Origin of the sequence: Streptomyces sp. NPDC050508 (genome assembly GCF_040655155.1) — a bacterium.
Taxonomy (GTDB): Bacteria; Actinomycetota; Actinomycetes; order Streptomycetales; family Streptomycetaceae; genus Streptomyces.
In genome coordinates this window covers 58677-84864 of the sequence record NZ_JBFAJJ010000030.1, presented here as the reverse complement: position 1 = coordinate 84864, position 26188 = coordinate 58677, and the positions used below count along the sequence as shown (strand labels likewise).

The 26188-nt window shown below is 68.8% G+C and carries 21 protein-coding genes and 3 pseudogenes; 11 read left to right on the top strand and 13 right to left on the bottom strand.

The annotated features are described in order from the left end of the window. From AB0I69_RS45840 to AB0I69_RS45830, 3 genes and pseudogenes are all read left to right on the top strand, one after another. A partial coding sequence (locus AB0I69_RS45840; RefSeq protein ID WP_363101788.1) for an SDR family NAD(P)-dependent oxidoreductase occupies nt 1–594 on the top strand: 594 nt, incomplete at its 5' end. A gap of 431 nt (nt 595–1025) precedes the next feature. Then, a complete protein-coding gene (locus tag AB0I69_RS45835) occupies nt 1026–1319 on the top strand; it encodes a DUF1330 domain-containing protein (protein ID WP_363101796.1) in 294 nt (97 codons plus the stop codon). A gap of 145 nt (nt 1320–1464) precedes the next feature. Beyond that, a pseudogene (locus tag AB0I69_RS45830) lies at nt 1465–1985 on the top strand (transposase); the annotation flags it as partial. Nucleotides 1986–2097: 112 nt separating this feature from the next. Here AB0I69_RS45830 and AB0I69_RS45825 read toward each other — a convergent pair. Next, nucleotides 2098–2835, bottom strand: a complete 738-nt coding sequence (locus AB0I69_RS45825; RefSeq protein ID WP_363101787.1) for a dienelactone hydrolase family protein — start codon at nt 2833–2835, stop codon at nt 2098–2100. A gap of 249 nt (nt 2836–3084) precedes the next feature. On the opposite strand from AB0I69_RS45825, the gene AB0I69_RS45820 reads away from it, so the two are divergent. Both AB0I69_RS45820 and AB0I69_RS45815 read left to right on the top strand, forming a co-directional pair. Further along, on the top strand, nt 3085–3504 hold the full coding sequence (locus AB0I69_RS45820) for an arsenate reductase ArsC (RefSeq protein WP_363101786.1): 420 nt from the start codon (nt 3085–3087) through the stop codon (nt 3502–3504). 202 nt (nt 3505–3706) lie between these two features. Beyond that, nucleotides 3707–3901, top strand: coding sequence for a hypothetical protein (locus tag AB0I69_RS45815; protein ID WP_363101795.1), 195 nt, complete (start codon nt 3707–3709; stop codon nt 3899–3901). Here the strand turns inward: AB0I69_RS45815 and AB0I69_RS45810 are convergent. Both AB0I69_RS45810 and AB0I69_RS45805 read right to left on the bottom strand, forming a co-directional pair. Then, nucleotides 3878–4567: a DUF4142 domain-containing protein gene (locus tag AB0I69_RS45810; RefSeq protein ID WP_363101794.1), complete on the bottom strand. Its 690-nt coding sequence runs from the start codon at nt 4565–4567 to the stop codon at nt 3878–3880. The two genes, AB0I69_RS45815 and AB0I69_RS45810, sit on opposite strands and share 24 nt — an antisense overlap. 658 nt (nt 4568–5225) lie before the next feature. Next, entirely contained in the window at nt 5226–6740 is a 1515-nt protein-coding gene (locus AB0I69_RS45805; RefSeq protein WP_363101785.1) for a sialidase family protein, read from the bottom strand. 625 nt (nt 6741–7365) lie between these two features. Between AB0I69_RS45805 and AB0I69_RS45800 the strand changes: the two are divergent. The 3 genes and pseudogenes from AB0I69_RS45800 (at nt 7366) to AB0I69_RS45790 (ending at nt 9669) form a co-directional block, all read left to right on the top strand. Then, nucleotides 7366–8655 (top strand): annotated as a pseudogene (locus AB0I69_RS45800) (SLC13 family permease). Between the two features lie 11 nt (nt 8656–8666). Then, nucleotides 8667–9188: pseudogene (locus AB0I69_RS45795) on the top strand (universal stress protein). 166 nt (nt 9189–9354) lie between these two features. Continuing rightward, a complete protein-coding gene (locus AB0I69_RS45790; protein ID WP_363101793.1) occupies nt 9355–9669 on the top strand; it encodes an STAS domain-containing protein in 315 nt (104 codons plus the stop codon). A 362-nt stretch (nt 9670–10031) separates the two neighbouring features. Here the strand turns inward: AB0I69_RS45790 and AB0I69_RS45785 are convergent, their stop codons facing one another. Next, entirely contained in the window at nt 10032–12278 is a 2247-nt protein-coding gene (locus AB0I69_RS45785; protein WP_363101784.1) for a PAS domain S-box protein, read from the bottom strand. A gap of 1008 nt (nt 12279–13286) precedes the next feature. Then, nucleotides 13287–13958 (bottom strand): hypothetical protein, encoded by a 672-nt coding sequence (locus AB0I69_RS45780; RefSeq protein WP_363101783.1) that lies wholly within the window; start codon nt 13956–13958, stop codon nt 13287–13289. Between the two features lie 469 nt (nt 13959–14427). On the opposite strand from AB0I69_RS45780, the gene AB0I69_RS45775 reads away from it, so the two are divergent. Continuing rightward, complete coding sequence (locus AB0I69_RS45775) at nt 14428–14904, top strand: hypothetical protein (protein ID WP_363101782.1); 477 nt, start codon at nt 14428–14430, stop codon at nt 14902–14904. On the opposite strand, the gene AB0I69_RS45770 is transcribed toward AB0I69_RS45775, so the two are convergent. Next, a complete protein-coding gene (locus AB0I69_RS45770; protein ID WP_363101781.1) occupies nt 14905–15363 on the bottom strand; it encodes a MarR family transcriptional regulator in 459 nt (152 codons plus the stop codon). 81 nt (nt 15364–15444) lie between these two features. Here AB0I69_RS45770 and AB0I69_RS45765 point away from each other — a divergent pair, with 81 nt between their 5' ends. Beyond that, complete coding sequence (locus AB0I69_RS45765) at nt 15445–16401, top strand: amidohydrolase family protein (protein ID WP_363101780.1); 957 nt, start codon at nt 15445–15447, stop codon at nt 16399–16401. 162 nt (nt 16402–16563) lie between these two features. On the opposite strand, the gene AB0I69_RS45760 is transcribed toward AB0I69_RS45765, so the two are convergent. From AB0I69_RS45760 to AB0I69_RS45730, 7 genes are all read right to left on the bottom strand, one after another. Continuing rightward, nucleotides 16564–17649: a Gfo/Idh/MocA family oxidoreductase gene (locus AB0I69_RS45760; RefSeq protein WP_363101779.1), complete on the bottom strand. Its 1086-nt coding sequence runs from the start codon at nt 17647–17649 to the stop codon at nt 16564–16566. Next, nucleotides 17634–18305 carry a ThuA domain-containing protein gene (locus tag AB0I69_RS45755; RefSeq protein WP_363101778.1) on the bottom strand — a complete coding sequence of 224 codons (672 nt, stop codon included), beginning with the start codon at nt 18303–18305 and terminating at the stop codon, nt 17634–17636. The genes AB0I69_RS45760 and AB0I69_RS45755 overlap by 16 nt, the downstream gene beginning before the upstream one ends. Nucleotides 18306–18383: 78 nt before the next feature. Next, nucleotides 18384–19259, bottom strand: a complete 876-nt coding sequence (locus AB0I69_RS45750) for a carbohydrate ABC transporter permease (RefSeq protein WP_363101777.1) — start codon at nt 19257–19259, stop codon at nt 18384–18386. Beyond that, nucleotides 19259–20134 (bottom strand): sugar ABC transporter permease, encoded by an 876-nt coding sequence (locus AB0I69_RS45745; RefSeq protein WP_363101776.1) that lies wholly within the window; start codon nt 20132–20134, stop codon nt 19259–19261. The genes AB0I69_RS45750 and AB0I69_RS45745 overlap by 1 nt, the downstream gene beginning before the upstream one ends. Before the next feature lie 117 nt (nt 20135–20251). Further along, nucleotides 20252–21568, bottom strand: coding sequence for a hypothetical protein (locus tag AB0I69_RS45740; protein WP_363101775.1), 1317 nt, complete (start codon nt 21566–21568; stop codon nt 20252–20254). A gap of 65 nt (nt 21569–21633) precedes the next feature. Further along, the gene (gene hisD, locus AB0I69_RS45735) at nt 21634–22947 is read right to left on the bottom strand and encodes a histidinol dehydrogenase (RefSeq protein ID WP_363101774.1); all 1314 of its coding nucleotides are present in this window, start codon (nt 22945–22947) and stop codon (nt 21634–21636) included. 265 nt (nt 22948–23212) lie between these two features. Next, the gene (locus AB0I69_RS45730; RefSeq protein ID WP_363101773.1) at nt 23213–24829 is read right to left on the bottom strand and encodes a PucR family transcriptional regulator ligand-binding domain-containing protein; all 1617 of its coding nucleotides are present in this window, start codon (nt 24827–24829) and stop codon (nt 23213–23215) included. Between the two features lie 239 nt (nt 24830–25068). Between AB0I69_RS45730 and AB0I69_RS45725 the strand changes: the two genes are divergently transcribed. Further along, complete coding sequence (locus AB0I69_RS45725) at nt 25069–26175, top strand: zinc-binding dehydrogenase (protein WP_363101772.1); 1107 nt, start codon at nt 25069–25071, stop codon at nt 26173–26175. The last annotated feature ends 13 nt before the right edge of the window (nt 26176–26188 follow it).

Here is a 26188-nt window from a genome sequence, read left to right as displayed (position 1 = left end):
CCTGGCGGCGCCATCACCAAGCCGTCGCGACCGCCTGCCACCAGCAACGACACCACCGTCACGACCAACCGTGATCAAGAACTACAGCTGCCGTGTCAGATGGAGACCAACTTCTTCGGCGCGGTATGGGTCACGCAGGCCGTCCTGCCCCTCATGCGGGCCCAGCGGTCGGGAAGGATCCTGCAGGTGACCAGCGAGGGCGGCGTACGTGCCTTCCCCGGCATCGGTGCGTACCACGCCTCCAAATGGGCTCTCGAAGGGTTGTCGGAGTCCCTGGCGCAAGAAGTGGCAGCCTTCGGCATCCACATCACCAACATCGAGCCCGGCCCCTACGCGACCGACTGGCTGGCCCGCGGGGCACGGCACAGTAAGCGGCATCCGGACTACACCGAAGTCCACGCGGCCACTGCACAGGATTTCGAGGTCGGCGACCCGCGCGCCACCCGCGACGCGATCCTTCGGATCGTCGACGCGGACCAGCCCCCGCTGCGGATCTTCCTCGGCAAGTCCCTCACCGACGTCACCGGTCTCTACGAGGAGCGTCTGCACACCTGGCGCCAGTGGCAGCCGGTCTCCCTGGCCGCCTTCGGTTGAGGGGCAACACCGCCGGCAGCGCCGTCGTGGTCGGCGGCGGGTTCGCCCTGTTCGCGTCGGCCCGGTCGGACCTGGCCGAACTGTTCGCGGCGATGGGCGTGCTCGGCTTCGGCGTCGGCGGCTTCTCGGCCGCGATGCCCGGCGTCATCCTGGCCGTCACCCCCAGGAGCGAGACGTCGAGCACCATGAGCTTCAACTACGTCGTCCGCAGCGTCGGGTACTCCCTGGGCAGCGCCATCGGCGGCCTGATCCTCGCCGCGGGCACCGGCCCTGGCCACCTCTTCCCCGACGACAGGGCCTACACCACCGCGGCGCTGGCCGGCATCGGCGCCATGGCGATCACGACGCTGACAAGCCTCGCTCTCGCCCGCCGACGCTCGTCCGAGACCGACCCGTACGTCAGATGCACTCATCCCGACACTGGAGGTTCCATGCCCAAGGGCTACTGGGTCAGCGCCTACCGCACCGTTTCAGACCCTGAGAAGCTGGCTGCCTACAACAAGCTGGCCGCTCCGGCCGTCGAGGCCGGGGGCGGTCGGGTCCTCGCCCGTGGCGGTCGGGCCGTGGCGCATGACGCCGGAATCGCCGAGCGCACCGTCCTGATCGAGTTCGACAGCTTCGAGCAGGCCGTCGCGGCGCACGAGAGTGCGGCCTACCAGGAGGCACTGGTCGCCCTCTCCGACGGCGTCGAGCGCGACTTCCGCATCGTCGAAGGCATCGACTGACCGAGGTCCAGCCGGATCGAAGCTGAAGATCCACCATCTTGGTTTTCGCTGGTACGGCTGCTGGTGTGGCGGGGTTCGTAGGTGCGCGTGCTGGTCGTGGGCGGCTGTCTTCGGTCCTGATCGTCTGTCAGCGGTCGAGTTCGAGGTTCGTCAGGACGAGCAGGGCACGTCACCGAACCCGGTGGCGGCGGTGATCGACTCCCAGTCCGTCAAGGTCGCGGCCACCGTCCCGCGCTCCACGTCCGGATACGACGCCGGAAAAAGACGCCGGGCTCGAAGAGGCACACAATCGTGGACCTCAAAGGGCCCCCGCTGTTCGTGATGGTCACTCCGGCCGACATGCACGACAGCGTCCCCGCCCGTGAAACCTTCTTCCGGCTCCAGCTGATGTACCCCGAAATCACCATCGTCCGGGCAGACTTGGCCTACGCGGGCACCCACGTGGCCTGGGCCAGGTCCTTTCTCCACCTGACGATCAAGACCGTGAGCAGGCCCAAGGGCGCCAAGGGCTTCGTGATCCTGCCGAGGCGTTGGGAGGTGGAGAGGTCACTGGCCTGGTTGTCGCATGCGCGTCGGAACGTGCGCGACTACGAGACCCGCCCTGAGCACTCCGAGACGATGCTCACCCTCGCCTCGATCACGCTCATGACCCGCAGACTCACCCGGCCCGCCGTCCAGCCCAACGCATCCCTGCCCCGGTCTGCCGAACCCGTCCACGCTGCTTGAGGCGTCCCAGGCATGACGCCGACCACGCCTGGTGCCAGCACGTTCGCCTGGGTCATGCCCCCAGGTCCGCCGTCACAGGCAGGCACTCGGCGAGCAGGTTGACGACATCGCGCCAGGCTCGCTGCGCGTGCTGCGGGTGGTAGCCGACGCCGGGGACCGTGGGGTGGTCGACCGGCGGATGGTGGAAGGCGTGCAAGGCGCCGCCGTAGACCACGAGGCGCCAGTCGACGCCCGCGGCCTGCATCTCAGCGATGAACGCCTTGCGTTGCGCGGGCGGCATGATCGGGTCTTCCGACCCGACCCCGGCCCACACCGGGCAGCGAATGCGCGCAGCCTCGCCCGGTCGGCCCGTGGTCAGTGCGTTGACTGTCCCGATCGCGCGCAGGTTGACGCCGTCGCGCCCGAGTTCCAGCCCGACGGCGCCCCCGGTGCCGTAGCCGACGACGGCGATCCGGTCGGAATCGGTCCGCGGTTCGGTGCGCAACACGTCGAGCGCCGCATGGCCGATGCTCCGCATCCGGTCGGGATCAGAGAGCAGTGGCATGCAACGGACCAGCATCTCCTCGGGGTCGCTCAAATAGCGCCCGCCGTGGAGGTCGAAGGCCAGCGCTATGTATCCCAGCTCGGCGAGAGCATCGGCCCGGCGGCGCTCGACGTCGCTGAGCCCCATGCCCTCTGGTCCGAGCAACACCGCGGGCCGACGGTCGACACCGGCCGGGAGCGCGAGGTGCCCGATCATCGTCAGACCGTCGGCCGGGTACTCGACCGTACGCGTCGTGATCGTCGTCATGAGACTGGACTGTAGCGATCGTCGATCCCGGTCCGACCGCTGTTCTGCCGTTGGCAGAGCAGCGCGGGTATCCGCCTCAAATACGACGAGGGCTCACAAGAACCGTCACAAACCTCGTCCCCACGGCAGCTATCCATCCCGTTGCCCCCTTGACCCGTATCTCGGTCAGACCTCGCCCCGGTTTGAAGATGAGTTCTCAACCCGCCCCGGTGACCGGCCAGTCGGCTGCCCTCGAAGAAGGAACCGCTCGTGTGTGAAACCGTCTCCGGCAAGCCGTCCGTGCTGTTCGTGTGCGTGCACAACGCTGGCCGCTCCCAAATGGCCGCCGCCTTCCTCACGCACCTGTCCGCCGACCGGATCGAGGTCCGTTCGGACGGGTCCGCCCCGGCCGAGACCGTGAACCCGGCGGTCATCGAGGCGATGGCCGAGGCCGGGATCGATCTGTCCGCCGAGGTGCCCAAGGTGCTGACCATCGAGGCGGTCCAGGCGTCCGACGTGGTGATCACGATGGGGTGCGGGGATGCCTGCCCGGTCTTCCCGGGCACGCACTATCGGGACTGGAAGCTCGACGACCCGGCTGGTCAAGGAGTCGAGGCGGTCCGCTCGATCCGGGACGAGATCGAGGCGCGCGTCCGTACTCTGCTCGCCGATCTCCTTCCCGTGCAGTGACGCCTCGCCGTACGTCAGCTGCAGGAGCCGATGGTCTGGCCGCCGCGGGGAACAGCAGCGAGGCGGGCCCCAGTTGGCGTGCCGGTAGCGGCCTGAGGACTGCGCTGCCCCGGTGAAGCCCGACCGCAAGGCCCTGCGCCTGCGCCACAAGCCGCTGGAGGCGCAGGAGCTTCAGTGAGCGGAAGGCCGCGCGGCCAGGGTACTGAGCTCCACACGGCCGGACGGTCGGCGGTGCGTGGCCAACCTCTCCGGTACGGCGGTGGAGCTGCCGCCCGGAGAGGTCCTGATCAGCAGCGTGCCGCGGAGGACGGCTGGAGGCTCGGGCAGGACACGACGGCCTGGCTGGCGTAGGCAGGCGGATCGGCCCGCATCCTCACCCTGCCGAGGGATTCGGTGAGAGCGTGCTGTTCGCCGGCGGGGTGAGGACGACCTGCGGCTGTGTCGCGGCCGGGGGCGGTGGGGTCAGGTCCTGGGCCGGGAGCGTGGGCGCGGTGGTCTCCTGGAATTGGACCTGGTCGAAGTCGACCAGGCCGGTCTTCTCCAGGACCGCGATGTGGTCCAGGACGATGTCGTTGGCCTGGTCGGCCAGGGCGCGGACCAGCGAGTTCTTCGTGGTGGTGCGGACGCTCGCGATGGTGGAGAGGATCTGGCCGTCTGTCGCCCGCAGGAGGGTGGCCATGTCGGTGTCGAACTGTTTGCCGCTGTCCGCGTTCAACGTGGCCACAAAGCTCTGCTGTTGTGGCGACGGCTGGTTGGGCAGCGTGATGTCCAACTGGCCGGCGACGTTGCGGGAGGCGGCGTCCAGCGAGGCATCCCCCTCGATCAGGTGCTTCCCCGCGGTCTTGACCGCCTTCGTCGTGCCCTTTCTCAACGCCGTCTGACCGACGGGGTACTCCCACAGCCCGGCGGAGCGCACCTTGACCACGAAGTCCCGGTCGGCTTCCGTCAGCGGTCCGCTCGCCGGGGTGGCGATGACCCGCTCGGGCGCACTCCTGACCTTCTGGACTCCGAGCATGGCGGGGTAGAGGAGTGACCCGAGAGTGACGCTGAGCGCACCACCCACGAAGATGGTCCCCGCCGCTTTCCGTGAAACGAGCACCGTGTCTCCTGTCCGGTTCGGAACCGCACGTACGGGAGTACGGATGTGGGGTCTCACGGAACCTTTTGGGCTCGCAACGGGTTCGTAAAGTCGATCGGTGTTCGGGACCCCGCCGGTACTCGTGCTGACTGCGGCGGGCCCCACGCCTGCCCGAGGGAGTGCCGGACGCCGCCACGATCCACGGTTCACCACCGTCACCATCCCCTTCGGCTCGGGCTCCGCTGAGCCTCTCCGCTTCGCCTCGGACGCGCCAGGAACCGAACTGCGGCCGAGGACGCGCCGCAGTGACATCTGGCACGGATGCCCTCGCCGGGGCGCAGGACGCCGCGGTGGCGTCTCGCGCGGGTGCCCGTCGCCGGTACCACGGCGAAGCAGCGGTCGGCGGTGTGATCGTCGGGATCCTTGTCCATTCTGTCGTCCTCCTGGCGCTTGCCGGAGGACGCGGTCGCGGTCGAGCCGAGTGATACGGCGGCGAACCTGCCGGCGCTCGTGCAGAACGGCCCTGAGCGCGGGACGTCCGTCGACGCCACGTCCCGCACAAGGTCCCTGCTGCGCGAAGGGACGTGGCGCGGAGCCGCCCCGGCAAACTGCCGGGGCGGCGATTGCGATCGGGGGTTGTCGGTCAGGGGCTGTCCTCGCCGCCTCCGGTGCCGCCGTTGGCCAGCCATTGCAGGTAGGCGATCGCGGCCAGGTGGGCCGAGAAGGCGTTGTCACGTGCGGTGGCGGTCGTGACGGTGGCGGTGCCGGCGGCTGCGGTGAGGCCTGAAGTCGGCGTGTACATGGCCTCGTTGAAGACGGTTCCGCTGGGGGCTGAGGCGACGGCGAAGACGGGGTGTGCTGTTCCGCCGGAGAAGGACGTGGAGATGTAGTCGCCGACCATGGTGCCTTGTGTGGTGCTCGCCAGCCAGGAGTGGGTCATCGGACCGGCCAGCTGGGTCGATGTGGTCCAGGTGCTGCCGCCGTTGGTCGAGGAGACGTATCCGACGTCCAATTGGCAGGTGGCGGCGGTGCAGTTGGCGACCGGGTGGTAGTAGTACGCCAGTGCCAGGTGTGCGGTGGTGCCCGAGGTGGCCGGGTCGACGGCGAGGCCGGGGATGAAGTGGTCGACGGTGCTGGTCGTCGCGTCGATCGGGATGCGGGTCACGGACGACCAGGTGGTGCCGTTGGTGGTGGTCGCCATCACGATGTCGTTGGAGGTGCAGGAGCCTCCGCTCGCGCGGAAGCGGCAGTCCTGCCAGACGACGTACACCTTGCCGGCGGCGTCGATCTCGGCGGAGGGCAGCGGGCCGCTGCGCAGGCTGCCGCGCACGGTGAAGGTGCTGACGGTGGCGATGGTGGTGGTCGAGGTCCAGGTACTGCCGCCGTTGGTGGACCGGAAGGAGAGGATCGACGTCTCGGAGGCGTTGGAGGCCGGGACGATCACCGTGCCGTTGGGCTGGACGACGGGCTGGCCGCCGAGGCCGGTGGCGTTGTTGCCGGTGTTCTTCGACGTGCCCCAGGTGGCTCCGCCGTCGGAGGAGGTCGTCATCTTCAGACGGTCGCCGTCGCCGTTGTTGTCGTACTCGGTGTAGCAGTTGCCGTAGAAGGCGCTTGTGGCGGTGTTGTCGCAGACGATCCAGTTCTTGTCGAGGCTGGAGCCGGTCGCGGTGATGACGGGGTTGCTCCAGGTCAGTCCGCCGTCGGTGGAGCGGCTGGTGAAGACCTCGGGCACGGTGACGGACGAGGTGATGGGGATGGTGGAGATCAGCCAGGTGTTGTGCTTGGCGTCGTAGGCCACCGCCGGGTCGCTGACCCGTTGGAAGGTGCCGCCCGCCTGTGTGGTGATGCCGGGCAGGAATCCCTTGGTCCAGGTGGTGCCGCCGTCGGTGGAGGTGGAGAAGCCGACGTTGGAGGAGCCGCCGTCGTTGAACCGGCCTACCTGGAAGGCGGAGACGATCGTGGAGCCGTAGGAGAAGGTGTCCGGCTCGACCTCGGTGGCGTGCTGGCTGGTGGAGTTGGTGTAGGGGTCGGTGCTGATCTGGGTGAGGGCGGGCGCGGCGCCGGCGGTGGTCGTCGACAGGGCCAGCGCGCCGGCCGCGAGGGCCGCCGTCACCAGGCCGGGTCTCGCCAGGCGGCGGAGCAGGGATGCCAGGGACATGATCCGTTCCCTTTCGAAGAAGGGGCACGTCCGGCATCGGTGCGTCGCGAAGTGGGGTCGGGAGCATGCCTCGTACACGTCCGCGCCGTGAGGGCGGGCGGAGCCCGGCCGGACCGAACATCGTGCAGGACGTGCTGAAGGACGTCGACACCCTTGCCGTGCAAGCATGGTCATGTCAACGTTTTTCGTCGCAACACCGCCTGAACCACGAGGAATTGACGTCCCCTTGACTCTCGGACACCCCGTTGGCCCACCTTGCCGCACCACGTTTTACGGGCAGTCGGCCGCCATGGGGACGGCATCGCCGCCGGACCGCTGTCCCGGCCTTGGCCGCATGGACGAACCCGATGCGGTAACCGGTAGTGGCCAGGGCGTGGTCGGCATTGAGAGCTTCGGTGTCGCCCGGGGCGTACCAGCACCCGACGCTTCCAGGCATCCACCTTGCGATCCCATCCAACGGCAATCCGCCGATGCCCTGGCGGCCGATCACGGCACGGCCGCCACTTCCCGGGCAGCGTCCTGACCTGACGGGGCTCATGCTCAGGGTCGGGGCGTCCTACTTCGGCGGGATACCTTCTCCGTGACTCACCGGCGGCCCGCCGCCGCTGCACGGAAGGCCCCGATTCTGAACGCCTCGCTCGCGGAGACGCTGTCCGTGGCCCTGCTGGTGCTGGTGCTGGCCTGCGCGATCGTCCGCCCTTCGGCTGGCCCGAGGCGGTGGTCGCCGTCCCGGCCGCCGCACTGGTGATCGCCACCGGGGCGATCTCCTGGGACGACGCCGTGGCCGAGGCCGGACGGCTCGGGCCCGTGATCGGCTTCCTGGCGGCGGTCCTGGTCCTGGCCCAGCTCTGCGACGACGAAGGGCTGTTCCATGCCTGTGGGTCCTGGATGGCGCGTACGGCCGCGGGCTGGCCACGCCGCCTGCTGGCCCAGGTGTTCCTGGCCGCTTCGCTGATCACCGCGGTGCTCAGCCTGGACGCCACGGTGGTGCTGCTGACCCCGGTGGTGTTCGCCACCGCCGCCCGGCTCGGCGCGCGCCCCAAACCGCACGTGTACGCCTGCACCCACCTCTCGAACAGGGCCTCCGTGCTGTTGCCGGTCTCCAATCTGACCAATCTGCTGGCGTTCGCGGCCAGCCGCCTGAGCTTCACCCGGTTCGCCGCGCTGATGGCGCTGCCCCGGCTGGCGGCGATCGGCGTCGAGTACGGGGTCTTCCGGCGTTTCTTCGCCACCGACCTGGATGCCGGGGCGCAGGCCCCGCCCACCGCCGACCCGCCCGAACTGCCGCTGTTCGCCCTGGTCACCGTGGGCTGCACGCTGGCCGGGTTCGTCCTGACCTCAGCGCTCGGCATCAATCCGGCCTGGGCGGCCCTGGCCGGCGCCCTGGCCCTCGCCGTGCGCGCCCTGCTCCAGCGCCGCACCACCCCGAAGGTGCTGCTGCGCTCCGCCTCGGTGCCCTTCCTCGCCTTCGTCCTTGCGCAGGGCATCGTGGTGCGGGCGGTCGTCGACAACGGGCTGGATGCGGCCCTGGGCCATCTCATCCCCGACGGGACCGGACTGCCCGCCCTGCTCGGTCTCGCCGCCCTGGCCGCCGTACTGGCGAACGTGATCAACAACCTGCCCGCGGTGCTTGTGCTCCTGCCGCTGACCGCCCCGTCCGGACCCGGAGCCGTCCTCGCCGTGCTCCTGGGGGTGAACATCGGCCCCAAACCTCACCTACGCCGGCCTCACCTACGCCGACCTCACCTACGCCGGCTCGCTGGCCACTCTGCTGCGGCGGCGCATCGTCCACGCCCACGTCGCCGAGGTGGAGTTGAAGGAGTTCACCCGGCTCGGCCTGTATGCCGTACCGGCGAGCCTGGGCGCCGCGATGCTGGCACTTTGGGCTTCACTGGCCGTGATCGGAGGAGGCTGACCCCATGACCCGTGGTGGTCTGGATCGTCGAGGGCACCTGGTCCCGTGCGTGGACGCCGCCCGAACCCACGCCCCGGCGGACGCCGACATCATCCTGCTCCATGTCACCCCGGCCGACATCCCGGGCGCGACACACGGCGCCTTCGCCGGCCTACTCGGCCGCGGCCACCCCTGGGGGCACCGCCCGGCCGAAGGCTGGGGGAGCGACCCCGGTACCCGCCTGGAACACCTCGCCGCCATGTCCGCCGAGCAGCTGCTCCAGGCCGCCGCCGACCGCCTCGGCCGCCCCTGTACCCGCACCGAGCGCACCGGCCGCATCGAACGCGAGGTCGTCGCCGTGACGGAGGGCGCCGACCTGCTCATCCTGGCCCGCGACGGCGACCGCACCCACCTCGGCCCGCACAGCCTGGGTTCCGCCAGCCGCTTCGTCGTCGACCACGCCCCCCTGCCCCGTGCTGCTGGTCTGGCCCGAGACGGCCCCTGGCCCCACCACCATGCCGCCCCCACCACGGCATCCCCCGCACCACCGGTAAGAGCGGGCTCCGATCGTGGCGCCGTTCCTTTGGGCCGGTCCACCTGGTCCTGGGCTGGTGGCCGCGGCGGCGCGTACGGTGATGACAGCTCACCTTGCCGCTCAAGGTGGGTGGTGTGCCGGGAAGTCTGGTCGGCGACGTATTCGTCGCGCCCGGAAGGCCCGCCATGCCGCTCACGCCCTGTCCCCGCCTTCGTGCAGTCGTCCGGCTGCGTGGGGAGCTGACCTCCGAGAGGACGCCTCGCGTCCGCAGGCGACTCCTGAGAGCCTTCGCTCGGGCCCCCAGCGTCATGGAAGTGGACCTCGGCAAGGTCACCTGCCTCGCCCCGGAGGCCAGCGCGCTGTTCCAGGCCGCCGCAGCCACCGCACGCCGCTCCGGTACACGTTTCTTCATCACCCGTGCCTCGCCCCGCAGCCTGCGTGTTCTCCGGGAGTTGGGCATGCAGCACCTCATGGACGCACCACTTCTCCCTGACCCCTAGCTTTGCAATGAGACAAGAGTCTGGCGATGTCATCCCGAAACGGCCCCTCCTCTCCGCCTCCTTCCACGCCACGGGAGGTCCTGATCCAGGAGGTCCTCACCTGCTTCGACGCCTATGCCCGTATCCGTGCGGCGCGTGGCAGCGTCCTTGGCGCCTCCCGCGTCGGTCCGCGAGAGGAAGAGCGTGCTTTCGATGATCTGCAACAGGCGGTCTCACGGCTCCGCACCATCTCCTGAATCCGGTGGGATCGGCATTCAGGCTGCCTGTCGTCCAAATGTCTGACATCAGGGGTGCGATCGCCCTACGGTTCCAACAGACGGGGCTGTGTCCTCCCAAGCGAGTGGGGCCACCAGCGCCGCCGCTCACAGCCGGAGGGTGAACCAGGTGGTCTTGCCCTGGTCGGTGGGGCGGACGCCCCAGCTGTCGGCGAGGGTGTCGACGAGGATGAGGCCCCGTCCGGACTCATCGTCCTCGGCGGCCGGCCGTGGCTGGGGCAGGTGAGGGCTCTGGTCGCTGATTTCGATGGCGAGTTCGGTGTCGGTACGGCGTAGGTGGAGGACGAGGGGTCCCTCCGCGTGCTGGACGGCGTTGGTGAGCACCTCGGAGACCAGGAGCCTGGCGTCGTCGGCCCTGTGCGCGCAGTCCCACTCGGTGAGCGTCTTGACCGCGAAGGAGCGGCCCTCGGATACCGCGGAGGCCACGGCCGGGAGCTCCGTGGTGGCGGTGGCCAGCGGTGCGGCGGGGAACTGGGCCAGCAGCAGCGTGACGTCGTCGTTGTGAGCCTCGGCATCGGGCAGCAACGTGGCTAGGACATGGTCGGCGACGGTTTCCAGACCGGCGCCGGAGGTGAAGGCGTCACTGAGGGCTGCGGTCAGTACGTCGATCTGGTACTCGATGTCGCTGCCGGGCGTTTCGACCATGCCGTCGGTGTACAGGACGAGGGTGGCGCCGGGCGGGATCTCCACGGTCGACTGCTGGTAGAGGACGTCGCCGACACCGAGCGGTGCGTTGACGGGCGCGGGAAGTCGGCGGGTGCCGTCGCGGGGGACAGCGACGAGGGTGGGCAGATGGCCGGCCGAGCAGGTGGTCACGGATCCGGTGTCCGGGGCGATGACCAGGTAGCAGCAGGTGACCAGTTGGTCGGGGACGTCGAGGTCGGCGACGACCGCGTCCAGGGCCTGCATGAGCTGGCGGGGCTGCATGCCGGTCTTGGCCAGGGCGTGGGCGGCGGCGCGCAACTGCCCCATCACGGAGGCCGCTTCCAGGCCCCGGCCCATGACGTCACCGATGACGATGCCGACCCGCCCGGCGCCGAGCGGGATGAGGTCGAACCAGTCGCCGCCCACGCCGGCGCCCTGGGTGGCCGGCCGGTAACGGCTGGCGGTGGGCAGGCCGGGGATGGCGGGCGGAGTGCCCATCAGGCTGCGCTGCAGAGTGAGGGCGATGTGCTTCTGCTGCTTGTACAGAGCGGTCAGTTCTGCCTCGGCACGTTTGCGGTCGCTGATGTCGCGGACGATGGCGCAGGCGCCGATGACCCTGCCGCCGGGGTCGCGCGTGGGCCACAGAGTGACGTCGACGTCGAGCATCCTGCCGATGCTGGTGAGCCGGAAGGTTTCGAAGTGCTCGATCTTCTCGCCCTCCCGCAGCCGCTCCAGCAACAGGATGATCTCGTCTTTGTGCTCCGCCGGCGCCAGCATGGACACGTGCCGGCCGATGGCTTCCTCGGCCGTGTAGCCGTACAGCCGTTGGGCGGCGGTGTTCCAGTAGGTGATGCGGCCGTCCAGGGTCTTGGCGAGGATCGCGTCCTGGGAGGATTCGACGAGTGCGGCGAGTTCGTTGATGCGGGCCTCGGCGGCTTTGCGTTCGCTGACGTCGCGGACGGCGGCGGAGACGAGGAGGCCGTCGCTGGTTTCCAGGGGGCTGAGGCTGATTTCGACGGGGAACTCGCTGCCGTCTTTGCGCAGTCCGTGCAGTTCCAGCCCGGCACCCATCGGCCGCACCTGCTGATTGGTGGCGTAGCCGGCGCGGTGCAGCTTGTGATGGGAGCGGAACCGCTCGGGCACCAGCAACTCGACGGGGCGGCCGAGGAGTTCTTTGCGTGGGTAGCCGAAGAGGGTTTCGGTCTGCGCGTTGACCAGCTTGATCGTCCCGTTGTCGTCGACGATCACCATGGCGTCCGGAGCCGATTCCAGGAGGCTGCGAAACCTTTCCTCGGCGGCTTTGCGTTCGCTGACGTCGCGGACGGCGGCGGAGACGAGGAGGCCGTCGCTGGTTTCCAGGGGGCTGAGGCTGATTTCGACGGGGAACTCGCTGCCGTCCTTGCGTAGCCCGTGCAGTTCCAGCCCCGCTCCCATCGGCCGGACCTGCCGGGTGACGGCATACCCGTCGCGGTGCACGCTGTGATGGGCGCGGAACCGGCCGGGGATGAGCATCTCCACCGGTCGGCCGAGGAGTTCTGCCCGCTGATACCCGAAGAGCGTCTCCGTCTGTGCGTTGACGAGCCTGATCGTCCCGGAGCCGTCGACGATCACCATGGCGTCCGGGGCCGCTTCCAACAACCCCCGGAACCGGTCCTCCACCCGGGGCGACTCGAACTCACGGGCCCGCACGACGCAATGGTGGTGTACGCACCCGGTGGACCCTGCTCCGTCGGTTGCCTCCGCGATGATGGTGTCGCCCATGTCGGCCCCAACTGGCTAGCGCTGAAGGTGAATCGGACAATCTCAGCGCATCCCGGCCACATCCACCTCCATGTGCCGATTACTGGTTGGGCAGCGGTCGAAGCTGCCCACTTGTGACCGAGTGTCGGACCCCGTCCGGCGACCTTCGAGATGGTCATGCCGAGCTGCACACAAACCCATCAGACAGGGAATGTCCGGCGCGGCAGGCGTATGCCCGCAAGTTCAGCAGCTGCGAGAACTCTCCCGTTGAGAGCCCGGCGTGATCACCCGGGAACCGGTTCGCGGCCAACGGTGCAAGGCCGCGAGTGTGGCAGGAACGACTCGGCCGGACGGGGCACGCCTGATCACGGAAGGGCAGACACAGCCGGAAAGTCTCCACGTCGCCGCCGCTCGATGGTGCCGCGGAGTGGCAACGGGGCGAGGTGAGACAGAGCGGGTCGGAAGCCGGTGCACCAGGCGACCGCGCTGGCCTTCACACGGGTGCAGTCGGCCTACCCGACGCCTTCGAGGCGGCAGATGCGGATGAACATCAGCCTCGCTTTGAGTACGGACGAGACGCCGATCGGTACCTCGCGGCCCTCGGTATCGGCTCTGCGGACAGGACCGAAGCATCGGTCGCGATGGCCAGGCGCGGCAGTCTTCCCGGACCACGTGAGCCGTGTGGCAGGCCGGGAAGCCTTAGCACCGGGTGCGGGTTCTGGGCCATCTGGTCGGCGGGAACAACGGAGGGAAGGGGCGAGAACCAGACCATCGCCGTCGCCAGGACGTACGGGCGGTGACGGTAGGCTCACGCGGTGGGCAACAATCCCCGTCGCACCGTCGTGGGGGGGCTGAGGATCGGTGAGCAGTGATTCCCCTCCATCGTGCGACCGGTATGACGACGAGGCCCCGGCCGCCGAGGGAGCAGGTGCGTGGCCCTTCTCTCCCGGTTGTGGATCAGCCGTAGAGCAGGGCTGCGGAGGGGGCGGTGGTCGCGTGCTCCCGGCCGGGAGCGGCGTAGGCGATGTTGAGGACGGTGCGCCGGAGGCCGGGGCGTCGCAGGGGGGTGACGCGGTGGGCGGTGGTGTCGGCCCGCAGCAGGTAGGCGTCGCCGGGTGCGTGGTGAGCCCGGCGAGCGGCGGAGGTATTCAGCTGGTCCAGGCTGCTCGCGTGGGGCACGTACTCCAGCAGCCCTCCGTCGTCGGGGGAGGCGGGTGCCTCGGTGAACAGGACCAGGGCGATCGGGTAGTCGTCCACGTGCGCCCCGTGGGTGTCGCTCTCCTGGTGCAGGACGTTGAGGACGAACCGTTCGACGGGGTCGGGCGCGAGTGAGATCTCCAGTCGGGAGATGTGCTGCAGCAGGGCCAGAAGTGCCGTGTCCGTGGCCAGTTGGGGGATGAGCCCGGACTCGGCGGCGATGACGTGACCGCCCAGCGTGGTCATGCGGCGGGGGGATCCGTCCATGCAGGCCATCGCGAAGTCCCGGCGCTTGCCGAGTCCTTCGAGCCGGCGCAGTTCCGCCGTGAGTTCCGCGAGGTCCTGTCCGGCGAGCAAGCCCGGCAGCCTCAGGTAGCCGTCGCGGGCGAAGTGCTCGGGTAACTCCTCGCTGTGGACGGGCCAGACAGGCATCGGCAGTATCCCTTCCCTCCCGGTTGCGGCCGCGTTGACGGTAGCCGCCGGGGCTGGGGGGACGGAAGCCCGGTTCGGGCAAACCCCCTATGTGCTGATTTACATCCTGATTGCGGCCAGCCGCAAGGACGGTGTTTCCTCTGCTCGAGCCCGCGAATTAGGCACTTTCGCGCCACCGGCGACCGGTGCCTCATTCCGCACGGTGTCGGCGTCGATCGCGGGGGGTGACGCCTACAGTCCCCTTGGGGTGGCCTTCCCCTGCGTCAATCACCGTGCGCCAACCTCAGCGGCCTTTTCGCTGAGGCTGGTTCGGAAGGCGGTCTGAGCTGCGCAAACAGGATGCTTCCGGGTGCAGTCCACATCCGGACATAGCCGTCTCGCATATGCCTATCGATCAATGCTGATGGTTACGTTCCTGGTTGGCGCGACTACTCAGTGCGACCAGCAGGCTCGTACGCAGGAGGCTGACATGGCGATCTCCACCGCACCGGGCACGAACTGGGGCACCTGGACCAACCTGGAGGGCACCATCGTCGATGTGCCCTCCGCGGCCCTCAACGCCGACGGCCGCATCCAGGTCTTCTTCCGGGGCACCGACGACGCCCTGTGGTACTTCCGCAACCAGGGCACGCTGTACGAGATGTACACCGGCACCACCTCCCTGGGCGGCGCCGTCTTCGCCACCCCCTCACCGGTCCTCGACGGCTCCGGCCGCATCGTCGTCGCGGTCAAGGGCGCCGGCGACACCCTCTACACGATCCAGCAGCAGTCGTGGAATTCCGCAGACACGTGGGAGGCGTTCAGCAGCGAGACGACCGGTGTCACCAGCAGGCCCACGGCGGCGGTGGACGCCTCCGCCCACGCGCAGATCTTCTACTGCGGTTCGGACGGCGCCGCCTGGCGGGTCGGCCAGAGTGACAACTACGACAGCTTCGAGACGTCTTAACTAGTCCGAGCCCCACTGCTCGACCATCCTGGCCATCCGCCGTAGTACGTCGACGAAGACCTCACGCTGCTCCGCGCTGAGTTCGTCGTAGTGCAGGCGCTGCCTCTCCCGCAGGGCGTTCCGTTGCTGCTGTACCAGGTTCTGGCCGTGCTCGGTGAGGGCGACCAGAACCTTGCGTTCGTCGTCGGTGGAACGCTCGCGAGTCACCACGCCCTGTCGCTCCAACTGCTTGAGCATGCGCGTGGCAGTCGGCCCGGACACGCCCGCGTGCGTGGCGATCTGGCCGACGAGCAGCGGTCCGTGCGTGGCGAGCGCGTCGAGCAGGACGAGCTGGGACAGCGACAGCCCCGACGTGCTGCGAGCCAGCCGTCCGCGGTTGCGACGCATCGCCGTGAACAGCGCGTGCGACGCGCCCACGAACTCCTCGAAACCCTGATCACCAGGGCTGTTGTCAGCCATGCACTTCATTCTAGGCGGAATAGATAGCTAGCTAGTTATTGTTTGGCTATGTAGCTCAGATCAACCGGAGAGGAGCTCGACATGCGTATCGACGTACACGCCCACCTGTGGAGCCAGATGTACCTGGACCTGCTGGAGCGGTTCGGCAACACGGCCACCGCCGTCCACCGCGGTCTCGGGGCGGGCCCCACCGAGCATGAGCTCGAGGCGCGGTTCGCGCTGATGGCGTCGGCAGGCATCGACCTGCAGGTGCTTTCGGCGACACCCGCGGCCCCGCATTTCGCCAACGAGACCGACGCGGTGCAGGCCGCGCGTGCGGTGAACGACGAGTACGCGGAGATCGTCCGGCGGTTCCCGGACAGGTTCCGGGCCTTCGCCTCCCTGCCGTTCCCGCACATCGACGCCTCGCTGGCCGAGCTGGACCGTGCGCTGGGGGAACTGGAGATGGCGGGCGTGGCGATCACCACTTCGGTGCTCGGCCGTTCCCTGGCAGATCCGGCATTCTGGCCGGTCTACGCCGAACTCGACCGCCGCGCGTCCGTCCTCTACGTCCACCCCGCCGGGGCAGGTGCCCACTCGCCGTTGATCGGGCCCAGCATGACCTGGGAGATCGGCGCGCCGATCGAGGACACTGTTGCGATCACGCACCTGATCCAGGCCGGTATCCCCAGCAGGTTCCCGCACCTGAAGATCATCACCTCGCATCTGGGCGGCGCGCTGCCCATGCTGCTGGAGCGGATGGACCGCCAGTACGGCTGGGAGGCGCCGGACACCCCGGAGAAGCCGAGCGTCGCCGCCGGCCGGATGTGGTTCGACACCGTCGGTCACAACCACACCCCGGCCCTGCACGCCGCGGTCGAGACATTCGGCGCCGACCGGCTCGTGCTGGGAACCGACTTCCCCTACCAGGCGGACGAAGCCTTCCGTGAGGCGGTCACCTACGTGCAGCGGGCTGGACTGCCGGACCAGGACGTCGGTGCCGTCCTCGACACCACGGCTGCCGAACTGCTTGGACTCACCGACCGAGCATCGGCCTGACCACTCCCCAGAGCGGCGGGCTTTCGGACCCGCAATCGGTCGGCACCGGTCAGGGGCGCCACAGCAATCCCCGCCACCGACATACCCGGCGCGGTCCGGGGCACCGACTGTGCTCGCCGCCAGGTCACCACCTGCTCTGTGCCCGCGCCCCTGTCTCGTCTGTCAGCCGACCGGGGCGGGCCGTTCGCAGGTGGTGGTGACCGCGAGGGTCCGGCCCTGGTGTGCAGAGTCCAGCAGGGTGAGCATCACGTCCAGGACGTGCTCGGCGAGTTCGGCGGAGGCGAGGTGCGGGCGGCCAGTGGCCAGGGCGGCGGCGAGGTCGGCCAGGCCGATGCCGCGGCCGGCGTGTTCGTGGCCGGCGGACACCGGAAGCGGTTGCCAGCCGTGGGATCGGGCCGGCCACACCTGCACCGGGCCGTCGAATGTGTTGGGATCCGGCAGGGAAAGCGACCCCTCGGTGCCGTGCACTTCGATCCTGGGCAGGCGGGCGCCGTGGATGTCGAAGCTCATCAGCAGCGTGGACAGCGCGCCGTTCGTGTGGTGCAGCACCCCGGTGACATGGGTGTCCACCTCGACGGCGAAACGCTGCCCCGCCCGGGGCCCACTGGCGATCTCGCGCTCGGCGCGCGGCGCCGAGGCCGCGCCGGTCACCATGGCCACCGGACCGAGCAGGTGAACCAGTGCCGAGATGTAGTACGGGCCCATGTCGAGCAGTGGGCCGCCGCCGGGGCGGTAGTAGAACTCCGGATCGGGGTGCCATGCCTCGTGGCCGGGGGTGGTCATGAAGCCGGTGGCAGCGACCGGCGTGCCGATCAACCCGTCGTCCACGGCCTTGCGTCCCGTCTGGACGCCGGTCCCGAGCACCGTGTCCGGTGCGCAGCCGACCCGTACCCCTACGGCGCGAGCGGCGGCCAGTACGGCGGTGGCCTCCTCGCGGGTGGCGGCCAGCGGCTTCTCGCCGTAGACGTGCTTGCCGGCGGCGATCGCGGCCAGCGCCACTTCGGCGTGGACGGCGGGCACGGTCAGGTTGAGCACGGCGTCCACGTCGTCGCGGGCGAGCAGGCCGACGAGGCTGCCGACGGTCTCCGCGCCGGACGCGGCGGCCGCCTCCTTGGCCCGGGCGGGGTCCAGATCGGTGACCGCGGTCAGCCGCATGCCCTCCTTTGTGGCCAGCGTCGCCAGGTACTGGCCACTGATCTTGCCTGCGCCGACGACGCCGATCCGTAGCGGTGTCAACGGCTCGCCCACAGCAGCCCCCGTTCGGTGAGAGTACGAACCTCGGGTATGTCGAAGTCGTCGGCCTTGTGGCCTATCGCGGACACGAAGACCTTCCCGGCGCCGTAGGTCCTGGTCCACACGGCCGGCATGACGACGGGGTGGTCCCGCTCTTCGTCGGCCGGGAAGGTAGTGGTGGCGAGCACATCGATGTCGGGGTCGGTTGCGACCCAGTACTGCTCGGTGTGAACGCCGAAGTCGGCCAGACCCTCGATCACGGGGTGGCTCGCGCGCCCGGGGGCGAGTTGAACGGTGTAGTCCACGAATTCGGCCGGATGCATGAGGAACTGACCGCCCGTCAGCAGGTGGTAGTCGAGGTCGCCGCGGAAGGAGTCGATGACGCCGCCGTGCCAGCCGGCGAATCCGGTGCCCGCCCGAACTGCGGCTGCGAGCGCGCAGGACAGCTCGGGGGCGATCTCACCCATGGTCCAGCACTGGACGACGAGGTCGGTGGCCGCGAGCCGGTCCGCGTCACCGTAGACGTCGAGCGAGTCGGCGGTCTCGACGGTGAATCCGTGTTCCTTGAGGAACGGCACGAACCGTTCGGTGATCTCCACCGGTGAGTGCCCTTCCCAGCCGCCGCGAACCACCAGGGCCCGCCGCCCGGGAGGTGAGGAGGGGTTCGTCATGGACGCTGCACGCTCCACTCGGTGTTGCTCGGTGAGGCCCGACAGCCGAGGGCCCGGCCGGAGTTCGGCTCTCTTCCGTCACTGCCCGGCGAGCGATCCTCCGATCCCACCGATGCTGAAGTACTTGTTGAGAACGGTGAACAGCAGCACCGGCGGCGCGAGCATGATGACGGCCAGCGCCATGACCTGGCCCCAGTCGACCACGTTCTGCTGGAAGAACGACGCGAGACCGATGGGGAGGGTGTACTTGTCCTGCGAGCGGACGAAGACGAGCGCGACCAGGTAGTCGTTCCAGGAGACGAGGAACGTGTAGATCGCCGTGGAGAGGATCCCGGGCAGGGAATTGCGCAGCACGATGCGGACGAAGGCGCCGAAGACGGAACAGCCGTCGATCCACGCCGCCTGTTCCAGGGCGACAGGGATCGAGTCCATGTACGCCGCCATCATCCAGGTGGCCACGGACACCGAAGCGCCCACGTAGATGATGCCGAGCCCCAGCAGGCTGTCGACCAGGCCGAGCCTGGCGAACAGGATGAACAGTGGGATCACCGCCGTGATGACCGGCAGGGCCTGCACCACGAAGAGCAGCAGGGAGTATCCCGAGACCGCTTTGCCGCGTCCGCGGGACAGGACATAGCCGGCGGGAGCGCCGACCGCCACCGACACCACGACCGTCGTCAGCGTGACGGCGAGGCTGTTGCCCAGCCACTGCAGGGTCTGGCCGTTGGTGAACACGTAGCTGAAGTTTTCGAGGGTGAATGAACTCGTGCTCCGGGAGCGTGCCCCGGGCCGCAGAGCCAGGAAGAAGACACCGCCGACGGGGACGAGCGCAACCACGGTGAAGGCGAGCACGAAGGTGAAACGCCACCAACGACCGCGGCTCTTGATGGGTGCCGGTGTGCGGGTCCGGCCGCGACGGATGCCGCGAGTGACGGGATCGCTGACCACGCTCATCACACATGCGCCTTTCTGACCTGGCGGTACAGGACGGTCGAGATGACGACCAGGGTGAAGGTCATCAAGAACGCGATGGCCACGCCCGGACCGACCTGGAAGTTCTGGAACACGGCCCGGTAGGCGAGCACCACCAGGGTGGTCGTCGAGCTCTCGGGACCGCCGCCGGTGAGCAGGTAGACCGTGGGGAAGTCATTGACGATGAAGATCGTCATGAGGATCCACGAGATGTAGGTCGAGCGTGCGATGAGCGGCAGCGTGATGCGGAAGAACTGCTGGCGGCTTGAGGCGCCGTCCATGCGCGCCGCCTCGTAGACCGAGCGGTCGACCGAGGCCAGCGATGCGCTGATCATCAGCATCATGAACGGGAAGTTGAGCCACACCTCGAAGATGATGACGGTGATCTTCGCGAGGGTCGGGTCGGCGAGGAACAGCGGCGACCCCAGCCCCAGCATGTCGGAGATCTGTGGAACGAGGCTCTGCGGGGTGGAGAGCAACTGGTTCCACGATGTCGCGGACACCACCACGGGTACAACCCAGGGCAGCATCAGCAGGATCTTGAAGACGCTTCGACCGGGGAAGTCCGACCGCAGCACCAGAGCCAGAGCGAGCCCCAGCAGCCAACTGCCCAGGACGGCCACCACGGTGAACACGGCGGTGAACCTGACCGCTTCCCAGAACGCGGGATCACTCAGAACCGACTTGTAGTTGTCCAGTCCGACGAAGTCGCCGGTGATGATCAGTGTTCCGTTGTGCAGGGACTGGAACGCGGCGTACACCAGCGGATACGCGTTGATGAGCAGGAGCAGTACCACGGAGGGCAGCACCAGCAGTGCGAGGGTTCTGCGCCTCGATTTCGCCTGCTGGTTGTGCACGCGGGCCGACGAGCGGGGAGCGAACTTGCGCGGCGTGCTGTCTTTCCGCGGAGGACGTCCCGGCGCGGTGCCCGTGGCCGAAGGCTCAGCGGTTGTCGGTGAAGGAGACATGGGCGCCTACTTCAGAAGGGACGCAAGAGCGTTCGACAGCGTCGTCAGAGCCGCTTTCGCGTCGGTCTTGCTGGAGAGGACGGCCTGCCCGAACTGGTACATGGCGCTGTTGCCGTCCATCTTGGACTGCGCTCCGCCGATGGTCTTGCCCCGCGTCGCGTACGACGTTCCGACGGGCTGGTACTCCTCGACCATCTTCACGTAGTTGGGACGCTTCTGGAACGCGGGGGACTCGGCGATGGACTTGAGCACCGGAAGGCCGTTGACCAGGGCCTGGTCCCAGAACTGGTGCATGTTCTTCAGCCAGTGCAGCAGCAGGGCCTCGCTGCCTTCCTGGGACGGCGTGTTCTTGTACATCATGACGTTGTTCTGGACCACCAGCGTGCCCTTGTCGCCGTGCGGCCCGGCGATCGGGCTCATCACCAGGAGGTCCTTCGCCACGTCACCGCCGACGTTCTCGGCCAGACCTCCCTGTTCGTTGCCCAGGCCGTAGCGCTTCTTCGACCACTGGGCGTACGCGTTGTCGTTGGTGTAGCCCACCGATGCCGGGTCGACGATGCCCTCGCCGACGAGTTGCTTGATGAACTCGATGGCCTCGACGTTGCGGGCGTTGAGGACATCGAGGTTGCCGTCCGTGTCGAACAGACCGCCGCCGTTGCCGATCATCATGCTCATCGGCGTCTCGTAGGCCAGGGAGTTGCCGGGACCGGCAGCAGTGGCGAAGCCGTAGACACCGATCTTCTTGAGCGCCTGTCCGGCGGTCAGGAGTTCGTCCCAGTTCGTCGGAACCTTCGCGCCTGCCTTTTCGAGCAGGGCCTTGTTGTACCACCACACATGGGCGTCAAGCTCCCAGGGTATGGCGACGTAGCCCTTGTCCGTCTTCATCCCGTCGAGCGTTCCCGGCAGGAAGTCGTCGTAGAAGCCGTCCTTCTTCATCGTCTCGATGAGGTTGTCGGCGTACGCGATGGCGCCCTGCTCGGCGAACTGGAACGCCTGGAAGCCGCCGCCCGTGCTCACTGCCGGATTGGTGCCCGAGGCGATCGCCGAGGCGAAGGTCTGGCCGAAGTTGGCCCACGCAATGCCCTGGTAGTTGGCTGACGGCAGGCTCGCGGCCGGCTTGTACGAGGTGATGATCTTCTTGGAGACGTCGTTGTAGGCGGCCGTGCCCCAGGGCATGTCCCAGAACTTCAGCTTGCCCGAGGCACCGGAACCGATGCCGGAGCCGCAGGCACTGATGACCGGCACGCTGGCAGCGGCGGCAGCCGCGAGCCCGAGGAATCTACGCCGGGAACAACCGGGGGAGGACGCGTTGGTGTGGGTCATGGTGCGTTCCTTGTGTGGCCGGGATGGGGAGGGTGGGTGCGGGTCTGGTCGTGGATGGGGTGGGGTTAGATCGGCCTGGGCAACTCGGCCCAGGGCAGTTCCGCGTCGCCGTATCTCGCCGCGCGCAGATCCCCGGAGCGGGCATGTCCTTCGAATTGCTCGAGTCGCGACAACCGGCCGCAGATCTCGCCGAGTTGTGCGGAACTGAGGTCGTCACGGACTTCCTGGTACGTGACCGTCTTGAGGAACTTGCCGACCCACAGGCCTCCCGTGTACCGGGCGGCGCCACGGGTGGGCAGCACGTGGTTGGTTCCGATGAGCTTGTCGCCGTAGGGGACGCAGGTGCGTTCGCCGAGGAAGAGGGCGCCGAAGTTGGTCATCGACTCCAGGGCGTCCCGCGGGTTCTCGGTGAGGATCTGCACGTGCTCGGAGGCGTACGCGTCGGCGAGCGTGAACGCTTCTTCGAGTGATTCCGCGACATGCACCTCGCCGTGGTCCTGCCAGGCCGCGGCGGCGACCTTGCCGGTCGGCAGGCCGGGCAGCAGCTCCTTGATGTGCCGCAGTACCGCGTGGCCGACGGTCTCCGACGTGGTGATCAGGACGCACGGGGAGTCCGGTCCGTGTTCCGCCTGGCTGAGCAGGTCGACGGCGACGGTGAACGGGTCGGCATGCTCGTCGGCGACGATCAGGGTCTCGGTCGGGCCGGCGAACAGGTCGATACCGACCTCGCCGAACAGCTGGCGCTTGGCCTCGGCGACGTAGGCGTTGCCCGGGCCGGTGAGTATGTGGACCGGAGCGATGGTCTCGGTGCCGAGGGCGAGGGCGGCGACGGCCTGGACACCGCCGAGTACGTAGATCTCGTCCGCGCCCGCGAGATGCATGGCGGCGACGCTGATCGGCGGCGGGACGCCCTGGCTCGGCGGAGTCGTGGCGGCGACCCGGCCCACGCCCGCGACCTTCGCGGTCAGGACCGTCATGTGGGCGGAGGCGGTCAGCGGGTAGCGCCCGCCCGGGACGTACGCGCCGGACGCGTCGACGGGAATGTTGCGCTGGCCGAGGAAGACCCCGTCGAGGGTCTCGACCTCGAAGTCCCGGATGGCGTCGCGCTGAGCCTGTGCGAAGCCCTGGACCTGCCGCTGGGCGAAGCGGAGGTCGTCCAGCACGGTGTCCGGCAGGGACGAGAGGTTCTTGGAGATCTCCTCCTCCGAGAGCCGGAAGGACGCGGGTGACCAGTTGTCGAACCGTGCGGAGTACCGGCGTACCGCGTCGTCGCCGTTTGCCCGGACGTCGCTGATGACAGCGGCGACCGTGTCCGCAACGGCGGGGTCGGCTTTTCCGGTGGGGAAAGCGCCTTGAGCTTGCTTGAGGGCACGCGACATAGGCCAGGAACTCCCTAGTTCCGCGATGAAGAGGGGCGAGGACACCACTGCCGAAAGGTCAGCTCCTGGTGAGCGGGAGAGAAGGGCTCACAGTGGGCTCGACGACGGCACCAGGATGGGTGATTTGCGCCAGGACAAGACAGACACACTCTGTGCAGAAAGGTGGTCTGCCATTGCACGTGTTGCTCGGCCTTGCCGGTCGGTGGGTGACGGCAAGGCCAAGTGCGGAGGGGGAAGAGCGGCTCCGCGCGTTCGTTTCGGGCCGTCAGGCGAGCGGCGTACGAGGGCCCGGGGCCGGCAGCTGCTGGGTGGACTCGACGAGGTCCAGGGACTGGAGCGCGAGGGAGAGACCGCCGCGTACCTCGGGATCGTCCACCGACCTGCCGAGCAGTGCGTTCAGGCGTTCGATGCGGTAGTACAGGGTGCGGCGCTGGATGAACAGGGCGTCCGCCGCGCGTGACTTGTTGCCGTCCGCGGCGAGGTAGGCGCGGAGCGTCGGCAGCAGGGGGTTCGTGTCGCTCGCGTCGTGGCGCAGGAGCGGGCCGAGCTCGTCGTCGACGTAGCGTGTCAGCTCCGGTCCCTCGGCCAGGGCGACGAGCAGGCGCAGGACGCCGAGCCGGTCGAAGTGCAGGGCGGTCGGCTCCTCGCGGGTGGCCGCGACGGAGGCAGCCGTACGCGCCTGCCGCGCCGCGTCCGGGAGCTGGGCGGCCGGGCCGCTGCGACTGACACCGGCACGGGCCCCGCCGCGGTCGAGATGTTCGGTGAGCTGGGTCGCGGACAGCTGACCGGTCAGGCCGACGACAGCCAGGACGTACTCGCCGATGTCCGCCATGACGGCGGGAATCTTCAGGGATTTCAGCGCTTCCTCCAGCACGGCTTCCGCCACGCCGTCCGAGTCGGGCTCCTTGCACAAGACGACCACGGCAAGGGGCCGGTCCCGCAGGTCGCGGCCCACCCGCAGGGCCCGGTCGACGAACTGTTCACCGGTGATGTCCCCGAGCAGCAGCCGGTTGACCAGGGAGCTCTGCCGCTGGGAAGCCCGTGCGCCGCTCTCCCGGTCACCGAGCAGCGCGATGGCGATCGCGTCGGCGGCGCGATCGAGGGCGTAGGCGTGGACACCTGGCAGCCCGCCGGCGCCGTGGAAGACGTGGATCCAGCCCCACGCCTCGCCGCGCAGCACGATCATGCGCCGGGTACATCCCGGCTCGTCGTGGGACTGGACCATGGAGGACTTGTTGTGCTGGCCGCCGGGGGCGCCGGCCTGGTGGGCCATCCTGGCGTGCAGGCCCCAGTTCTTCATCAGCAGGTCGGTCCCGGCCGTGCCGCCGGCGTAGGCCACGACCTGGTGCTCGGTGTCCTCGAGGACCACGGGGGAGCCGACGTGATGGGCCAGTGCCTCGGCGAAGGAGACATGGCTGCGGCTGGCGAGCAGGAGCTGGATGAAGTCCGCGTTGAGGCGCTCGAACGCCACGAGATCGGAGTTCCTCTCCTCCGCGATCAGCTCGTGCACCTGGGCGGATACCTCGACGAAGGGCAGTTCGTCGGCCAGACCGACAAGGGGGAAGCCGAGCTGCCTGGCCTCGTCGACCAGGGCCTTGGGCATGGTGGTGAAGGCCCGACCGCTGAGTTCGATGATGAGCGCGGCGGCACCGGCCGCACTGACCTCGCGGATGTAGCGACGCTGCTCGCTCGTGGTCCGGCCGACACCCAGGCCGGCGGTCAGCAGCAACTCGCCGCCGGTGAGGAACTGGGCGATGTCGGGGATCTCCACCGGGTGGACCCAGCGGATCGTGTGGTCGAGGTTCTCCTCACCCGCATAGACGCGGACGGTGGTGCGGCTGAACACCTCCAACTGCAGTGCGGCTGCGACTGACAGAGCCATGTCTGACCTCTTTGGTGCCAAAGGGGGAGGGAGAGAGCGGCGCCTGCGACGTGGACAGACGGGCCGGACGACGAGCATCGCCGAAGACGCGCGGCCAGGGTCGACGCGGGCCGGACAGAACCGGAGACGTTGCACAAATTATGCATCGCGTCGGCGGATTCCTGCACAGGTTGTGTCTGCCTGGGGGACCTGGCGCCCACCAGGCTGGTGAATCGCCACCCGCAGTGAGAGGACGCACGATGAGAGCCGCCGTTGTCCGAGCCCCCTCCGGATCCTTCGAGATCGCGGACCTGCGTGACCCGCGACCGGGGCCGGGGGAGATCCTCGTGCGCATCGCCGCCTGCGGTGTCTGCCACACCGACCTCCACGTGCAGGACGGCTCGGTGGCCTTCCCGTTTCCCGCCGTCCTGGGGCACGAGGTCTCAGGGACCGTCGCGGCGGTCGGTGCCGGTGTCGAGCACATCAGCGCGGGCCAGAGCGTCGTCGGCGCCTTCATCATGCCGTGCGGAACATGCGCGATGTGTGCCTCCGGCCGCGAGGAACTGTGCGAGCCGTTCTTCGCCCACAACCGTCTGAACGGGACCCTCTACGACGGCACCACGCGGCTCTTCGACGCCCACGGAGACCCGGTCTGGATGTACTCCATGGCAGGCCTCGCCGAGTACGCCGTGATGCCCGCGCTCGCCGCGGCTCCGATCCCTGCCGGGGGCCATCTGAAGGACTCGGCGATCCTCGGCTGCGCCTTCCTCACCGCGTACGGCGGCCTTGTGCACGTCGGCGGACTGCAGCCGGGATCCTCCCTGGCCGTGGTGGGGGCGGGAGGCGTCGGCCTCAGCACGGTGGCCTTGGCCAAGGCATTGGGCGCCGAACGGATCGTGGCGGTGGACGTGGCCGACGACCGGCTGCGAACCGCCCTGCACCTCGGGGCCACCGACGTGGTCAACGCCGGGGAAGTGGATCCGGTGGAGGCCGTCCGGGACATCACCGATGGCGGAGCCGACCTCGTGCTCGAAGCCATCGGGCAGCCCGCCACCTTCCGGCAGGCCACGGAGATGGCCGCCGACGGCGGACGCTGCGTGATGATCGGGATCGCCCCCGTCGGCAGGACCGCGGAGATCGAGATCACGCGGCTGGTCCGCCGCAAGATCCAGGTCTGCGGCTCCTTCGGCGGCCGCCCCCGCCAGGACCTGGTGCATCTCGGACAGCTCGTGGCCGACGGACTCCTCGACCCGGGATCGCTGATCAGTGGGCGCTTCCCGCTGGAGGAGGCCGACCTGGCCTACCGACTGCTGAGCGAAGGCAAGATCGTCGGCCGTGCGCTCATCGAGGTCCAGGCCGACGTCTGACGGACACCGAGCC

Coding starts and splice junctions, on each gene's coding strand:
- AB0I69_RS45750 (WP_363101777.1), bottom strand. CDS start 19,259: ATGAGCGTGGTCAGCGATCCCGTCACTCGCGGCATCCGTCGCGGCCGG.
- AB0I69_RS45725 (WP_363101772.1), top strand. CDS start 25,069: ATGAGAGCCGCCGTTGTCCGAGCCCCCTCCGGATCCTTCGAGATCGCG.
- AB0I69_RS45825 (WP_363101787.1), bottom strand. CDS start 2,835: ATGACGACGATCACGACGCGTACGGTCGAGTACCCGGCCGACGGTCTG.
- hisD (WP_363101774.1), bottom strand. CDS start 22,947: ATGTCGCGTGCCCTCAAGCAAGCTCAAGGCGCTTTCCCCACCGGAAAA.
- AB0I69_RS45805 (WP_363101785.1), bottom strand. CDS start 6,740: ATGTCCCTGGCATCCCTGCTCCGCCGCCTGGCGAGACCCGGCCTGGTG.
- AB0I69_RS45790 (WP_363101793.1), top strand. CDS start 9,355: ATGCCGCTCACGCCCTGTCCCCGCCTTCGTGCAGTCGTCCGGCTGCGT.
- AB0I69_RS45755 (WP_363101778.1), bottom strand. CDS start 18,305: ATGACGAACCCCTCCTCACCTCCCGGGCGGCGGGCCCTGGTGGTTCGC.
- AB0I69_RS45740 (WP_363101775.1), bottom strand. CDS start 21,568: ATGACCCACACCAACGCGTCCTCCCCCGGTTGTTCCCGGCGTAGATTC.
- AB0I69_RS45780 (WP_363101783.1), bottom strand. CDS start 13,958: ATGCCTGTCTGGCCCGTCCACAGCGAGGAGTTACCCGAGCACTTCGCC.
- AB0I69_RS45775 (WP_363101782.1), top strand. CDS start 14,428: ATGGCGATCTCCACCGCACCGGGCACGAACTGGGGCACCTGGACCAAC.
- AB0I69_RS45835 (WP_363101796.1), top strand. CDS start 1,026: ATGCCCAAGGGCTACTGGGTCAGCGCCTACCGCACCGTTTCAGACCCT.
- AB0I69_RS45730 (WP_363101773.1), bottom strand. CDS start 24,829: ATGGCTCTGTCAGTCGCAGCCGCACTGCAGTTGGAGGTGTTCAGCCGC.
- AB0I69_RS45770 (WP_363101781.1), bottom strand. CDS start 15,363: ATGGCTGACAACAGCCCTGGTGATCAGGGTTTCGAGGAGTTCGTGGGC.
- AB0I69_RS45765 (WP_363101780.1), top strand. CDS start 15,445: ATGCGTATCGACGTACACGCCCACCTGTGGAGCCAGATGTACCTGGAC.